This is a genomic window from Microbacterium sp. AG238 (genome assembly GCF_003610405.1).
In the GTDB taxonomy this organism is placed as follows: domain Bacteria; phylum Actinomycetota; class Actinomycetes; order Actinomycetales; family Microbacteriaceae; genus Microbacterium.
In genome coordinates this window covers 1,707,232-1,720,582 of sequence record NZ_RAQC01000001.1, presented here as the reverse complement: position 1 = coordinate 1,720,582, position 13,351 = coordinate 1,707,232, and the positions used below count along the sequence as shown (strand labels likewise).

Here is a 13,351-nt window from a genome sequence, read left to right as displayed (position 1 = left end):
GTGGCCGTCGATCGCGAACGCGTCGCCGCCCTCGTGCGCGACCTGCTCGAGGCGATCGGGGAGGACCCCGACCGTCCCGGGCTGAAGCAGACCCCGCAGCGGGTCGCCGACGCGTATGCCGAGTTCTTCTCGGGAGTGGGCGCCGACGCTGCCGAACCGCTCGCGCACACGATCTCGGTCGCGCGGGGCCCCGCTCCCGACACGCTGCCGTCGGGCGCTGTCATGGTGCGCGGCATCCGGTTCCGTTCGTTCTGCGAGCACCACCTGCTGCCCTTCGCCGGACACGCCCACATCGCGTACCTGCCGGGTGAGCAGGTGGTCGGGCTCGGCGCGCTGCCGCGGGTGGTCGACACGCTCGCGGCGCGACCGCAGGTTCAGGAGCGCCTGGGCGAGCAGATCGCCGACACGATCGCGGGTGCGCTCGATGCGCGCGGCGTGCTGGTCGTGCTGGATGCCGCCCACGAATGCGTCACGATGCGCGGCGGACGACAGACGGATGCCTCGACCGTGACGGTCGCCGCCCGCGGCGTCTACACCGAGCCGGCCGAGCGGGCCGAGCTGATCGCGCTGATCTCGGGCGGCGCAGCATGACGCTGATCATGGGCATCCTCAACATCACGCCCGACTCGTTCAGCGACGGCGGTCGGTACCTCGACCTCGACGTCGCGATCGGTCACGCCGAGGCTCTGCGACGCGCCGGCGCGCACATCGTCGACGTCGGCGGCGAGTCGACCCGGCCGGGCGCCGAGCGCGTCGAGCCCGACGTCGAGCGCGGGCGCGTCGTCCCGGTGATCGAGGCGCTCGCGGCGCGGGGCATCGTGGTGAGCGTGGACACGATGAACGCCGGCACCGCGTCGGCCGCGGTCGCGGCGGGGGCCCGGATCATCAACGACGTCTCGGGTGGGCTCGCCGACCCCGAGATGTTCGCCGCGGTCGCGGCATCCGACGCGGATGTCGTCATCGGGCACTGGCGCGGACACGCGACCGACATGTACGCCGCCGCCCGGTACGAGGACGTCGTCGGAGAAGTGATCGCCGAGCTCCAGGAGCGCGTGGGCGCTGCGATCGCGGCAGGTATCGCCCCCTCACGCATCGTGCTCGACCCCGGCATCGGTTTCGGAAAGCGGGGCGACCAGAACTGGGCGGTGCTGCACCACCTCGACCGTGTCGTCGGGCTCGGCAAGCGCGTGCTCGTCGGCACGAGCCGCAAGGGATTCCTGCGCGAGGCCATCGGAGACGTCCCGGGCAGCGGGGATGTCGGGGCCGACGCAGCGGACGCGTCCGACATGGCGCGGCGCGATCTCGCGACCGCCGTCACGAGCGTGCTCGCGGCCGACGTGGGAGCGTGGGGTGTGCGCGTGCACGACGTCGAGTCGACACGCGACGCGCTGGCGGTGCGCTCTCGGTGGCGGGGGGCCCCATGAGCGATCGCATCACGCTGCGCGGCATCCGGGCCGTCGGGTATCACGGGGTCTACGAGCACGAACGGCGCGAGGGGCAGGAGTTCGTCGCCGACGTCGAGCTGGAACTGTCGCTGGCCGACGCCGCGGCGAGCGACGACGTGGCCGATACGGTGCACTACGGCGAGCTGGCCGAGAGAGTCGCCGCGATCCTGTCGGGCGAGCCGGCCGACCTCATCGAGACGGTCGCCGACCGCATTGCGCGCGCGGCCTTCGCGTTCGACCGCGTGGATGCCGTCGCCGTGACCGTGCACAAGCCGCAGGCGCCCATCGCGGTGCCTTTCGGTGACGTCAGTGTGACCCTCACCCGCCGACGGGAGAACCGATGAGCCGCCGTCTCGCCCAGGAATCGCCCGAGCCCCGCCCCACCGAGAGCGCGCTGACGCGGCGAGCCGTCGTCGCGATCGGCGCGAACCTCGGCGACCGGGCCGCCACGGTCGAGCACGCGATCGCCGACCTCGACCGGCTGCCCCTGACCCGGGTCGCGCGAGCCGCCGATCCGATCGAGACGGTCGCGCTGACCCTCGACGGTCCGGATGCCGCGGCCCCGGCCTATCTCAACACGGTCGCCCTCATCGACACGAGACTGGCCCCCAGCGTGCTGCTGGGCTATCTGCATGCGATCGAGGAGCGCCATGGTCGCGCTCCGCGGACGGCCGATCAGGCCCGGTGGCAGGATCGCACGCTCGACCTCGACCTCATCGCACACGGCGACGTCGTCTGCGACACCCCGACGCTCGTGCTGCCGCACCCGCGCGCGCACGAGCGCGATTTCGTGCTCCGGCCGTGGCTGGCCGTCGACCCCGAGGCCGTGCTTCCCGGCCGCGGCCGGGTCGACGCGCTGCTGGCGGGTCTGACCGGGAGTGCATCGTGAGACGCACATCTCCCGCGACCCTCGTCGTCGCGGCAGTGCTGGGCATCGCCGCGGGGTTCGTCATCGACCAGCTGCTCACCGGCGCGGGCCGCGCGACGTTCACTCCGTCGGTCATGCTCCCCGTGCTCTTCGTGCTGCTGGGCGTCTCGGTCATCGCCCTCGCCCTCCCGATCCGCCGGGCGACCCGGGGCCAGGCTCCGCGGGTCGACCCGTTCCGGGCGGTTCGCGTCGCGATGTTGGCGAAGGCGTCGAGCATCGTCGGAGCGCTCGTCGGCGGCATCGGCGTCGGTCTCCTGCTCTTCCTTCTCACACGGCCCGTCCCGCCGTCAGTAGGCTCAACGGGAGCGGTCGTCGCCGCGATCGTCGGAGCCGTGGTGCTCGTGGCGGCCGGCGTGATCGCAGAACAGCTCTGCACCATTCGGAAGGACGACGATGACGACCAGCCCGGACCACCCGAGCCCGACGCCACTCCCTCCCACCACTGACGCTGCGGAGTCCGGCACGATCGACGCGACCCTCGATGCCGGCACCTATGACCGCATCCGCGAGCCCCGCGGGGCCGGACGTCTCGCTCTCGAGCAGGGCGTGTGGCACCAGATCTCGCGCAAGTACCTCGCCGTTCAGCTGATCAGCAACGGTTTCGTCCTGGCGATCATCGTCGCCGTGATGCTCGTGCTGCTCCTGGTGGCCGACCAGCGATGGGCGCTCATCCCCGGCATCATCCTGATCGTGCTGACCCTCGCGGGCATGGCGATCCTGCCGCGCCAGGTGCGCTCGATCGGCTATCAGCTGCGCGAGGACGACCTCGTCTTCCGCCGCGGCATCCTGTGGCAGCGCATGGTCGCCGTGCCGTACGGCCGCATGCAGCTCGTCGACATCACGCACGGGCCGCTCGACCGCGGCTTCGGGATCGCGCAGCTGAAGTTCGTGACGGCCGCCGCAGCGACGGGGGTCGTGATCCCGGGCCTCACGCAGCAGGCCGCCGAGGCGCTGCGCGACCACCTGATGTCGGTGGCGGAATCGCGGCGGACCGGGCTGTGACCGACCCCGTCCCGAACCCGCCTACGGCCGACGCCGGGGTATCCGCCCCGCCCGCCGCGCTCGTCCGGTCGCCTCTCAGCGACGGCGAGTGGCACCGGCTGCATCCGCTCACACCGCTGCTGCGCGGCGGCCTCGCGCTGCTCGTCGTGCTCGGCATCGTCGTCGCGAACATGCGCGACCGGCTCATCAGCATCTTCGTGCCGGCCTTCGCCCCCGACGTTCCGATCGACGAGTGGGAGGAGTACGAGGCGGCCGGCGATCCGATCGGGTGGGTGCTGGCCAACAACCTCGTCCTCATCGCCCTGCTCGTCACCGTCGGCGTGCTCGCCGTCATCATCGGGGCGTTCTACCTGTCGTGGCGGTTCCACACGTTCCGCATCACCGAGGACGACGTCGAGGTGCGCAGCGGCATCCTCTCGCGCACCCAGCGCCGCGCGCCGCTCGACCGCGTGCAGGGCGTCAACCTCACCCGGCCCGCGGTCGCGCGACTTCTCGGAGCCGCGAAGCTCGAGATCGTCGGCGCGGGTGCCGACGCGAACGTCAAGCTCGAATACCTCTCGACCGGCAACGCCGAGACGATTCGCGCCGACATCCTGCGGCTGGCCTCGGGGCAGCGCCTCGCCGAACAGCGAGCAGCCGCGGCAGCCGCCGGTGGAGCGCGCATCGCGGTCGCCGACACCGTCGCTCGCGGCCTCACCGGTCTGATCGAGGGTGACGACGCGGATGCCGCCGAGCCCGAGTCCGTCGTGCGCATCCCGGCTGGCCGCCTGATCGGGTCGCAATTCGCCAGCTGGGGCACCGTCGTGATCCTCGCGGGCGCGACCGCGCTCGCGATCGCGCTGTCGCAGGGTGTGTTCTGGGTGCTGTTCGCCTACTTCCCGGCGCTGCTCGGATTCGGCGCCTACTGGGTGCGGACGATCGTGCGGTCGCTGCGGTACTCCATCGCGCCGACGCGCGACGGTGTCCGCGTGACGTTCGGTCTGCTCACGACCGTGTCGGAGATCCTGCCTCCCGGGCGCATCCACGCGGTCGAGATCACGCAGTCCATCCTCTGGCGCGGGTTCGGATGGTGGACGGTGCGGATCAACCGCATGACCGGCCGCAGCGCGTCCGACACGACGACCGATCAGTTCACCACCGTCCTCCCCGTCGGCACGCTCGCCGACGTCGAGCGGGTGCTCGGCCTCATCCTGCCGTCGGTCGCCGAGGAGGAGCGCGCGGCGATCGTCCGCGACGGTGTGCTCGGCGGCTCGTCCGCCGGGGGATACGTGACGACGCCGCGACGAGCACGCATCGTGCGTCCGCTGTCGTGGCGGCGCAACGGCCTCGCGATCACGGGCGACCTGCTGATGCTGCGGCGCGGGCTGATCTGGCGCATGCTCGCGGTGCTGCCGCTCGCGCGGCTGCAGTCGGTCGCGCTGCACCAGGGGCCGGTCTCACGCGCGCTGCGGGTCGCGTCTCTGCGCGCTCACACGGTGTCGGGCCCGGTGCTCACCGCGGTCGCGGGCATCGACCGCGACGACGTGATCGCGGCATTCGAGCGGGTCGCCGAGCTGGCGGTCTCGGCCGCCGCATCGGACCGCTCGCACCGCTGGGCCGAGACGACGGATGCCGCTGAGCCGGTGCTCTCCTCGCCGAGCCCGGAGCAGGCGAGATTCGCCGTGCCCGGAACGTCGGTGCCGTTGCCCCCGCCGGTCGGCGCGACCGAGCTTCCGCCGGGCGCCGTGCCCCCGCCGCCGTACGTGCCGCCGCGCGCGGACGACACCGCGGGGGAGGGCAGATGAGCGCGAGCTCGCGCCTGGGCGTCGGCATCATCGGAGCCGGCCGGGTCGGACCCGTGATCGGTGCCGCGCTCGCGGGCGCCGGCCACGCGCTGACCGGTGTCACCGCGGGATCCGACCGCGAGCGCGTGGACGCGGTGATCCCCGGGGTCCCGGTTCTCGACGCCGACGAGGTCGTGCGCCGCAGCGAGCTCGTCGTCATCGCGGTGCCCCACGACGAGCTGGGCCCGCTCGTGAGCGGTCTCGCCGAGCTCGGAGCCTGGCAGGTGGGGCAGCTCGTGCTGCACACCGACCCCGGGCACGGTCTCGACGTGCTCGCGCCGGCCGCCGCGCGAGGAGCCATCCCACTCGCCGTGCATCCCGCCATCGCCTTCACCGGATCGACCCTCGACCTGCGCCAGCTCACGGGTGCGTACGCCGCGGTGACAGCGCCGGCCGCCGTCCTGCCGATCGGACAGGCTCTCGCCGTCGAGCTGGGCTGCGAGCCCGTCGTCGTCGCCGATGCCGACCGGCCCGCCTACGGCGAGGCGATCGCGACCGCGACCCAGTTCGCCGCCTCGATCGTGCAGCAGTCGGCCTCCCTGCTCGAGGATGCCGGCGTGCCCAACCCGGGCCGCTTCCTCTCGACCCTCGTGCACTCGACCGTCGAACGTGCGCTGACCGCCGCGGGGCGGGGCGCGAGCCCCGACGACGAGCTCCTGTGAGCGACCTCGAGCTCACCCGCATCCCCGCCGGTCAGCTGCCGGTCGCCGGCGCCGGCCGCGCGCCGTGGGTCGAGTCCTTCGAGATCGGCGTGTACCCCGTGACCGAGGAACAGCTCGGCGAGGTGCTCGGGGTGACGGCCGGGTACCCACGGCGTCCGGCGGTGCAGCTGTCGTGGCTGCGCGCGGTGCGGTTCTGCAACGCGCTGTCGGAGTGGGAGGGACTGGATCCCGCCTACGCGGTCGACGGCGACGAGGTGCGCTGGTACGACGACTCCGACGGGTACCGGCTGCCGACCGAGCGCGAATGGGAGTACGCCTGCCGCGCGGGCTCGCGGGCCGCGCAGTACGGACCGCTCGCCGAGATCGCCTGGACCGCTGCCGACAACCTCTCGTCGCCGCAGAACGTGGGCGGGCGGCATCCGAACCTCTTCGGCCTGTTCGACATGCTCGGCAACGTCTCGGAGTGGTGCTGGGACCTTTTCGCCCCCGACACGGGGTCGCGCGACCGCGTGTTCCGCGGGGGCGGGTTCGCCGACGCCGCGACGACCGTCCGGGCCGGCACGCGCCGCGGGGCTCGCCCCGACAGCGCTCACGACGACATCGGACTGCGAGTTGCCCGCGGGGCGATCGCGTAGGGGGCCGGTCCGGCGGGTGTATCGCCAAGCACGCGTGACGCGCTCGGTAGACTGGCACGTCGAATCCCGAGGAGTTTTTCTGCCATGAGCGACGCGCCCGTGCCCCCCGTCGACGACGCCGACGACGTCATCGAGCAGAAGGCCGTGCGCCTCGCCAAGCGCGAGCGGCTGCTGAGCGAGCGAGCGGATGCCGCGGGCGGCGCCTATCCCGTCGCCGTGGCCGTCACCGACACGATCCCCTCGCTGCGCGAGCGCTACGCCGACCTCGAGGCGGGCGCCGAGACCGGCGTGGTCGCATCGGTCGCGGGGCGCGTCGTGTTCAGCCGCAACACCGGCAAGCTGTGCTTCGCGTCGCTGCAGGCCGGCGACGGCAGCCGCATCCAGGCCATGGTCTCGCTCGCCGAGGTCGGCGAGGAGTCGCTGCAGGCGTGGAAGGAGCTCGTCGACCTGGGCGACCACGTCTCGGTCACCGGCCAGGTCATCTCCAGCCGCCGCGGCGAGCTGTCGATCATGGTGAGCAGCTGGCAGATCGCGTCGAAGGCCCTTTTGCCGCTGCCGAACCTCCACTCCGAGCTCAGCGAGGAGAGCCGCGTGCGTTCGCGCTTCCTCGACCTCATCGTGCGCGACACCGCGCGCGAGACCGTCGTGGCCCGGGCGAAGGTCAACGCTTCACTGCGCCGCACCTTCGAGGCGCATGGCTTCCTCGAGGTCGAGACCCCGATGCTGCAGGTGCAGCACGGTGGCGCGGCCGCGCGCCCGTTCATCACCCACTCGAACGCCTTCGACACCGAGCTGTTCCTGCGCATCGCGCCCGAGTTGTTCCTCAAGCGCGCCGTCGTGGGCGGCATCGACCGCGTGTTCGAGATCAACCGTAACTTCCGCAACGAGGGTGCCGACTCGACCCACAGCCCCGAGTTCGCGATGCTCGAGGCCTACCAGGCGTACAGCGACTACAACGGCATCGCCGATCTGACGCAGGAGCTCATCCAGAACGCGGCCGTGGCCGTCGCGGGGTCGACGACCGTCACGTGGGCCGACGGCACCGAGTTCGATCTCGGCGGCGACTGGGACCGCATCTCGATGTACGACTCGCTCTCGGCCGCCGCGGGGCGCGACATCACCCCTGCCACCTCGCTCGACGAGCTGCAGGCGCTCGCGGCGGAGGTGGGCGTCGTCGTGCCCGAGAAGGTGGCGACGCACGGCAAGCTCGTCGAAGAGCTCTGGGAGCACTTCGTCAAGGGCGGGCTCGAGCGGCCCACCTTCGTCATGGACTTCCCCGTCGACACGTCACCGCTCGTCCGCGAGCACCGCACGATCGCGGGAGTCGTGGAGAAGTGGGACCTGTACGTGCGCGGGTTCGAGCTGGCGACCGGGTACTCCGAGCTCGTCGATCCGGTCATCCAGCGCGAGCGTTTCGTGGAGCAGGCCAAGCTCGGCGCCCGCGGCGACGACGAGGCGATGCGCGTCGACGAGGAGTTCCTGCGCGCGCTCGAGCACGGGATGCCGCCCACCGGCGGCATGGGCATGGGCATCGACCGCCTGCTGATGGCGATCACGGGCCTCGGCATCCGCGAGACGATCCTCTTCCCCCTGGTCAAGTAGCCGCGGTTCCTGCGAGGGGAAAGCACCGGGCAGGGTTTCCACATCCTGCCTCGGACGATCTCCGCACCCTCGCGCCCGGCGCCAGCCTGGTCTGCATGACCACGACTGTTCGCGCCGCGGATGCCGCGCACTTCCTCTCCCTCGTTCCTCATCTGCTCGGCTTCGCCCCGAGCCGCAGCCTCGTGGTGGTGCCGTTCGCCGGTTCCCGGAGCCTCGGCGCGATGCGGGTCGACTTGCCGACCGGCGCGCTCGGCGACCTCGACAGCGCCGCCGCGACGATCGTCGGAATGGTGTGCCGCATCCCGGATGCCGATGCCCTGACGGCGATCGCGTACGCTCCCGAGTCCGCGGGTGACGGGCTGCCGGGGGTCCCCGTATTGGCGGCGGTCAGCCGGGCGGCCGACGTCTGCGGCGTGCGGGTCGTCGATCTGCTGACCGTCGCGACGGACGGCTGGGGGTCGCACCTCGACGCGTCGTGCCCGGCGGGTGGGAGGCCGCTGAGCGAGATCGAACGGGCCGCTGCACGCCACGGTGATCCAGGCCCCGGCACGGCGATCGATCGCGACCACGCTGCCGGCGCGGACCTGCCGCGACGCAGCGCCGCGGAACGCCGCGTGGTGGGCGGCGCACTGCGCTCGCTCGAAGCGGCGCTCGCGGTGCTGTGCGGCATACCGCGGGTGGGCGGTGGTCGTCGGCGGCCGCGCGGTGAGACGGACGGCGCGGGCAGCGTCGACCAGGCGGCGCTCGAGGCCGCGTGCGAGCTCGACGATCCGCCGCGACTGTTCGAGCGGGTGCTCGAGGGCGATCCCGCCGACCTCGACCCCCTCGTCGTGGCGCTGCTGGTGTGGTGCCTCTCGCGTCCCTCACTGCGTGACGTGGCCCTCGTGCAGTGGGCGACGGATGCCGGCCGCGGCGACGACGCCCTCGATGCGCAGCGCCGGTGGGAGGAAGGCGAGGAGTATCCCGAGCGGCTCGGCCGGATCATGTGGGGTGACGGCGACCGGCCCGATCCCGACCGGCTGCTGGCCGCGCTCGCGGTGGTGCGCGAGGTCGCCGCGCTGGCTCCGCGCCGATTGCGGCCGGGGCCGCTCGCGCTGTGCGCGTGGCTCGCCTGGGCGCTCGGGCGCTCCACGCACGCCGCGTCGTACGCCGAGCGCGCCCTGGAGATCGACCCCGATCACGGGCTCGCCGAGATCCTGCTGTCGTTCGCGCAGATCGGTCACCTCCCCGACTGGGCCTTTCATCAGCGGGGACACGTACGATAGGGGGCATGGACGAATACGTGAGCGCGGTCATCTGGTCGCTGCTGCCGACCCTGGTGGTCTCGGTGCTCTTCGTCTTCGTCCTCCGCGGCATCCTGCGCATGGATCGCACCGAGCGCCGGGCGTACGCGAAGATCGAGGCGCAGGAGCGTGCGGCCCGCGGGCTCGCCGCGCCGACGCCCGATAGCTCGACCCCCTGACCCCGTGGGATGAGCGGTCGCGCCCGATACGCTGATTCCGAGCAGATCGGAGGGGCGGCGTGACGATCGAGTTCACCGCGTTCGAGTTCCCCGGTTGGTGGCTCGTCCTGGTCTTCATCGCCGACCTGATCATCCGCATCACCGCGATCATCGTCGTCCCGCGAAACCGGCGGCCCACCGCCGCCATGGCGTGGCTTCTGGCGATCTACTTCATTCCGTTCGTCGGCGTCTTCCTCTTCCTGCTGATCGGCAATCCGCGCCTCCCGCGCAAACGGCGCCGGATGCAGCGCGAGATCAACCAGTACATCCGCGAGACCAGCGAGGGGCTCGACTTCGGGACCCTGCGCCCCGATGCTCCGGCCTGGTTCACCTCCGTCGTCACGCTCAACCGCAACCTCGGCGCGATGCCACTCGCGGGCGACAACGGCGCGGAGATCATCTCCGACTACGAGGAGAGCATCCGCCGGATGGCGGAAGAGGTGCGCAAGGCCGAGCGGTACGTGCACGTGGAGTTCTACATCCTCCAGTCCGACAAGACGACCGACGTCTTCTTCGCGGCGCTCGAGGAGGTCGCCGCCCGCGGGGTGACCGTTCGAGTGCTCTTGGACTACTGGGCCAACCGAGGCAAGCCGAACTATCGCGCCACCGTCAAGCGGCTCACGGCCATGGGAGCCGACTGGCATCACATGCTCCCGGTGCAGCCGCTGCGGGGCAAGTATCAGCGACCCGACCTGCGCAACCACCGCAAGCTGATCGTCATCGACGGGCAGGTGGCGTTCACCGGGTCGCAGAACATGACCGACTCGACGTACAACCTGAAGAAGAACATCAAGCGAGGCCTGCACTGGGTCGACCTGATGGTGAGGGTGCAGGGTCCCGTGGTGGCCAGCATCGACGCGGTGTTCCTCTCGGACTGGTACAGCGAGACCGGCTCGGCCCCCTCGGAGGACGTCGGCCTGTTCGAGCTCGAGAGCGGGCCGGGAGACCTGGACTGCCAGATCGTCCCGTCCGGGCCGGGATTCGAGTTCCAGAACAACCTCAAGCTCTTCACCGCGCTCCTGTTCGCCGCGCAGAAGCGCGTGATCATCGTCAGCCCGTACTTCGTGCCCGACGAAGGACTGCTGCTCGCGGTGCAGACGGCGTGCCAGCGCGGCCTGCAGGTCGAGCTGTTCGTCTCGGAAGAGGGCGATCAGGCGATGGTCTACCACGCGCAGCGCAGCTACTACGAGGCGCTGCTGCGAGCGGGCGTGAAGATCTGGATGTACCGCAGGCCGTACATCCTGCACACGAAGAGCCTGACGATCGACGACGACGTCGCCATCATCGGCTCGAGCAACATGGATATGAGGTCGTTCGGTCTGAACCTCGAGATTTCCATGCTCGTGCGCGGCGAGGAGTTCATCGCTCAGCTGCGTCAGGTCGAGGACCAGTACCGATCGCTCTCGCGCGAGCTCACCCTCGAGGAATGGATGAAGCAGCCGCTCCGATCGACGGTGCTCGACAACCTCGCGCGTCTGACCTCCGCCCTGCAGTGATCCGTTCTGAGACGATGCGCGGTGACGCGACACTCTCGGGATGACGGAAGGATGAGATCATGACGACGACACGCACGACCGCGGCATCCGCTCTGCTGCTCCTCGCAGCACTCGCTCTCGCAGGCTGCGCCACGACTCCCGGTGGGGCCGCCCCCGGCGGCGCGCCATCCAGCGGGTCGGATGCCGGCTCGCCCGCGCCCTCGCCGGAGGCCGACGTCGAGGCTGCGTGGCTCGACGGCGGGCGTGCCGTCGGCCTCGTGACCTACGGCAGCTCGTCGTGCCAGCCGGTCGTCGGCGAGGTCTCGGCCTCCGGGCAGACGGTCACGGTCGAGCTGAGCGACCCCGAGGGTGCGGCGTGCACGCGTGACTACGTGCCGCGGGCGTCGTACGTCGGGCTGCCGGCGGGCATCGACCCCGCGCAGGACCTCGAGATTGTCGTGACCGGTGGGTACACCGGCGACGCCGACCTCGACGGGGTCGCGGGCCTCGAAGCACCGACGGGTGACGTGAACGACGAGATGATGCCGAGCGCCGGCTGGTTCGACGACGCGGGTCTCGTGCTACTGACCTGGGGTTCGTCGAGCTGCCCGCCCGTGTTCGAGTCCGTGGCCCTCGACGGCGACGCGGTGCGCGCCACCGAGGCGGCTGCAGCCGCCGACCAGGTGTGCACGATGGACTACGCGCCCCGGCTGAGCGTGCTCACGGTCGAGGGTGTATCAGACGATGCGCGCCCCGGCGAGATCGTGCTCGTCTCGCCCGCGGGCGACGAGCAGCGCGTCGCCGTCATCGGCTGATTCCGGCGCTCCTCGGGCGTTTCCCCAGTAGTCGGCGGACCCGACTACTGAGGGAACGCTGAGCGCGAATCCCCGCATACGGGTTCTGCTCACGAGCCTCTCGCACGCGTGCATCCCGCGGCTACAGTCCTCAGGACCTGAACCGTCCGCGTCGCGCCCGAGGAGCCCCCCATGACATCCGCACCCCCATCAGCAGAACGATCCCGGATGGACGGACCCGCCGAGCCGCACCGCCGTCGGCGGATGGCCCTGGCGCTCGCGGCGGGCGGCCTGGTGCTCGGCGTCGGTGCGATCGTCACCCTCGCCGTCTGGAATGACTCGGAGTTCGCCACGGGCACCTTCGGCGCAGGCTCGTTCGACCTGCAGGGCAGCACCGACGGGACGACGTTCACGAGCGATGCCGCAGCGCCCGGGAAGACCCTGACCTTCACGATCGACGCCGACACTCTCGCCCCCGACGATGTCGTCTACGCGCCGTTCGCCGTGCAGCTCTCAGGCACGTCGACGAACGAGGCGGCCGTCACCGTCGAGAACGTCATCGGCGGAGCAATCGGCGACGACCTCACCTACTCGCTGTTCGTCGAGGACGACTTCGGCGCGACGTGTTCGGCAGCCGCCCCGCCCACCGGTGCGGAGGTCGTCGCCGACCGCGCCGCCGACGCGACCGGAACCGTCGACGTCTTCGACCTCACTGCCGCAGGGACCCCGGTGAACCTCTGCTTCGTCGTGACGGCCGGTGCGATCGGGCAGGGCGAGGCCGGAACGATCACGTGGGAGTTCGCGGGCACGTCGGGCGACCCGCTGCCCTGATTCCGCGGATGCAGACGAGACGCGACGCACGGCGTCGGTGGCGGCGCCGGCGCGTGCTGGCGGTTCTCGCGGCGGGGACCGTGCTCGGGGTCGGCGCGGCCTCGACGATCGCGGCCTGGACCGACAGCGAGGTGGCCACCGGGGCGTTCGTCGCGAGCGTGTTCGACACGCAGTCGCAGACGGCCGGATCGCCGACCTACGCCAGCCACGCGACCACCGCGAACGCGGCGACCCTGACCTTCTCGGGCGGCGCGCTCTCGCCGGGCGCACTGGCGCAGGCCTGGATCAACGTGCGCACGTCTCCCACCTCGACCGTCGGAGGCACGGTCTCGTTGACGGCCGCGACCGCGACTGGCGGGCTGGCGTCGGCGCTCGAGTACCGCGCAGTGCGCCTGAGCGCCGCCGTTCCGACGGCCACGTGCAACGCGGCCGCCTTCACCTCGGGAACGCCGGTCTTCATCGCGGGAGGGGCGTCGACCTACATCCCGGTCACCACCGTTCCGAGCAGCGTCGTCGCGAACCCGATCGACGCAGCGGGAGCTCAGCTCGGCTTCTGCGTCGAGGTGCGCATCCAGCCCGGCGCCGCCAACACCTTCCAGGGCACATCCGGCACGGTGACGTGGACCTTCACGGGGACGTCGGCGAGCTGAGAG

16 protein-coding genes are annotated in these 13,351 nt (G+C 71.5%); all 16 read left to right on the top strand.

Annotation, left to right across the window (positions count from 1 at the left end; all coding sequences use genetic code 11):
* The 16 genes from folE to DEU36_RS07985 all read left to right on the top strand — a co-directional run bounded on the left by folE (position 1) and on the right by DEU36_RS07985 (position 13,348).
* Complete coding sequence (gene folE / locus DEU36_RS08060) at positions 1 to 591, top strand: GTP cyclohydrolase I (RefSeq protein WP_023952933.1); 591 nt, start codon at positions 1 to 3, stop codon at positions 589 to 591.
* A complete protein-coding gene (gene folP / locus DEU36_RS08055) occupies positions 588 to 1,424 on the top strand; it encodes a dihydropteroate synthase (RefSeq protein ID WP_120263693.1) in 837 nt (278 codons plus the stop codon). The genes folE and folP overlap by 4 nt, the downstream gene beginning before the upstream one ends.
* Positions 1,421 to 1,789 (top strand): dihydroneopterin aldolase, encoded by a 369-nt coding sequence (gene folB, locus DEU36_RS08050; protein ID WP_120264443.1) that lies wholly within the window; start codon positions 1,421 to 1,423, stop codon positions 1,787 to 1,789. Before folP ends, folB begins: the two co-directional genes overlap by 4 nt.
* Positions 1,786 to 2,334 (top strand): 2-amino-4-hydroxy-6-hydroxymethyldihydropteridine diphosphokinase, encoded by a 549-nt coding sequence (gene folK / locus DEU36_RS08045; RefSeq protein WP_120263692.1) that lies wholly within the window; start codon positions 1,786 to 1,788, stop codon positions 2,332 to 2,334. The genes folB and folK overlap by 4 nt, the downstream gene beginning before the upstream one ends.
* A complete protein-coding gene (locus DEU36_RS08040; RefSeq protein WP_120263691.1) occupies positions 2,331 to 2,819 on the top strand; it encodes a DUF3180 domain-containing protein in 489 nt (162 codons plus the stop codon). Before folK ends, DEU36_RS08040 begins: the two co-directional genes overlap by 4 nt.
* Positions 2,767 to 3,375: a PH domain-containing protein gene (locus DEU36_RS08035; protein ID WP_120263690.1), complete on the top strand. Its 609-nt coding sequence runs from the start codon at positions 2,767 to 2,769 to the stop codon at positions 3,373 to 3,375. Before DEU36_RS08040 ends, DEU36_RS08035 begins: the two co-directional genes overlap by 53 nt.
* On the top strand, positions 3,372 to 5,159 hold the full coding sequence (locus DEU36_RS08030) for a PH domain-containing protein (protein ID WP_220700905.1): 1,788 nt from the start codon (positions 3,372 to 3,374) through the stop codon (positions 5,157 to 5,159). The genes DEU36_RS08035 and DEU36_RS08030 overlap by 4 nt, the downstream gene beginning before the upstream one ends.
* Positions 5,156 to 5,860 (top strand): DUF2520 domain-containing protein, encoded by a 705-nt coding sequence (locus DEU36_RS08025; RefSeq protein WP_120263689.1) that lies wholly within the window; start codon positions 5,156 to 5,158, stop codon positions 5,858 to 5,860. Before DEU36_RS08030 ends, DEU36_RS08025 begins: the two co-directional genes overlap by 4 nt.
* Entirely contained in the window at positions 5,857 to 6,495 is a 639-nt protein-coding gene (locus DEU36_RS08020) for an SUMF1/EgtB/PvdO family nonheme iron enzyme (RefSeq protein ID WP_120263688.1), read from the top strand. The genes DEU36_RS08025 and DEU36_RS08020 overlap by 4 nt, the downstream gene beginning before the upstream one ends.
* An 84-nt stretch (positions 6,496 to 6,579) precedes the next feature.
* Positions 6,580 to 8,097, top strand: a complete 1,518-nt coding sequence (lysS, locus tag DEU36_RS08015) for a lysine--tRNA ligase (protein ID WP_120263687.1) — start codon at positions 6,580 to 6,582, stop codon at positions 8,095 to 8,097.
* Positions 8,098 to 8,192: 95 nt separating this feature from the next.
* The gene (locus DEU36_RS08010) at positions 8,193 to 9,362 is read left to right on the top strand and encodes a DUF4192 family protein (protein ID WP_120263686.1); all 1,170 of its coding nucleotides are present in this window, start codon (positions 8,193 to 8,195) and stop codon (positions 9,360 to 9,362) included.
* Between the two features lie 5 nt (positions 9,363 to 9,367).
* Positions 9,368 to 9,559: a hypothetical protein gene (locus DEU36_RS08005; protein WP_120263685.1), complete on the top strand. Its 192-nt coding sequence runs from the start codon at positions 9,368 to 9,370 to the stop codon at positions 9,557 to 9,559.
* 65 nt (positions 9,560 to 9,624) lie between these two features.
* Positions 9,625 to 11,094: a cardiolipin synthase gene (gene cls / locus DEU36_RS08000; RefSeq protein ID WP_259455348.1), complete on the top strand. Its 1,470-nt coding sequence runs from the start codon at positions 9,625 to 9,627 to the stop codon at positions 11,092 to 11,094.
* 59 nt (positions 11,095 to 11,153) lie between these two features.
* Complete coding sequence (locus DEU36_RS07995; protein WP_120263683.1) at positions 11,154 to 11,888, top strand: hypothetical protein; 735 nt, start codon at positions 11,154 to 11,156, stop codon at positions 11,886 to 11,888.
* Between the two features lie 207 nt (positions 11,889 to 12,095).
* Entirely contained in the window at positions 12,096 to 12,698 is a 603-nt protein-coding gene (locus DEU36_RS07990; protein WP_120263682.1) for a SipW-dependent-type signal peptide-containing protein, read from the top strand.
* Positions 12,699 to 12,706: 8 nt separating this feature from the next.
* Positions 12,707 to 13,348, top strand: a complete 642-nt coding sequence (locus DEU36_RS07985; protein ID WP_120263681.1) for a SipW-dependent-type signal peptide-containing protein — start codon at positions 12,707 to 12,709, stop codon at positions 13,346 to 13,348.
* Positions 13,349 to 13,351: the final 3 nt, after the last annotated feature.

Bases quoted from the DNA above. Each gene is read 5' to 3' on its own strand.
- folP (WP_120263693.1), top strand. From the start codon at position 588: ATGACGCTGATCATGGGCATCCTCAACATCACGCCCGACTCGTTCAGC.
- DEU36_RS08005 (WP_120263685.1), top strand. From the start codon at position 9,368: ATGGACGAATACGTGAGCGCGGTCATCTGGTCGCTGCTGCCGACCCTG.
- folK (WP_120263692.1), top strand. From the start codon at position 1,786: ATGAGCCGCCGTCTCGCCCAGGAATCGCCCGAGCCCCGCCCCACCGAG.
- DEU36_RS08025 (WP_120263689.1), top strand. From the start codon at position 5,156: ATGAGCGCGAGCTCGCGCCTGGGCGTCGGCATCATCGGAGCCGGCCGG.
- lysS (WP_120263687.1), top strand. From the start codon at position 6,580: ATGAGCGACGCGCCCGTGCCCCCCGTCGACGACGCCGACGACGTCATC.
- DEU36_RS07985 (WP_120263681.1), top strand. From the start codon at position 12,707: ATGCAGACGAGACGCGACGCACGGCGTCGGTGGCGGCGCCGGCGCGTG.
- DEU36_RS07990 (WP_120263682.1), top strand. From the start codon at position 12,096: ATGGACGGACCCGCCGAGCCGCACCGCCGTCGGCGGATGGCCCTGGCG.
- DEU36_RS08035 (WP_120263690.1), top strand. From the start codon at position 2,767: ATGACGACCAGCCCGGACCACCCGAGCCCGACGCCACTCCCTCCCACC.
- folB (WP_120264443.1), top strand. From the start codon at position 1,421: ATGAGCGATCGCATCACGCTGCGCGGCATCCGGGCCGTCGGGTATCAC.
- DEU36_RS07995 (WP_120263683.1), top strand. From the start codon at position 11,154: ATGACGACGACACGCACGACCGCGGCATCCGCTCTGCTGCTCCTCGCA.
- DEU36_RS08010 (WP_120263686.1), top strand. From the start codon at position 8,193: ATGACCACGACTGTTCGCGCCGCGGATGCCGCGCACTTCCTCTCCCTC.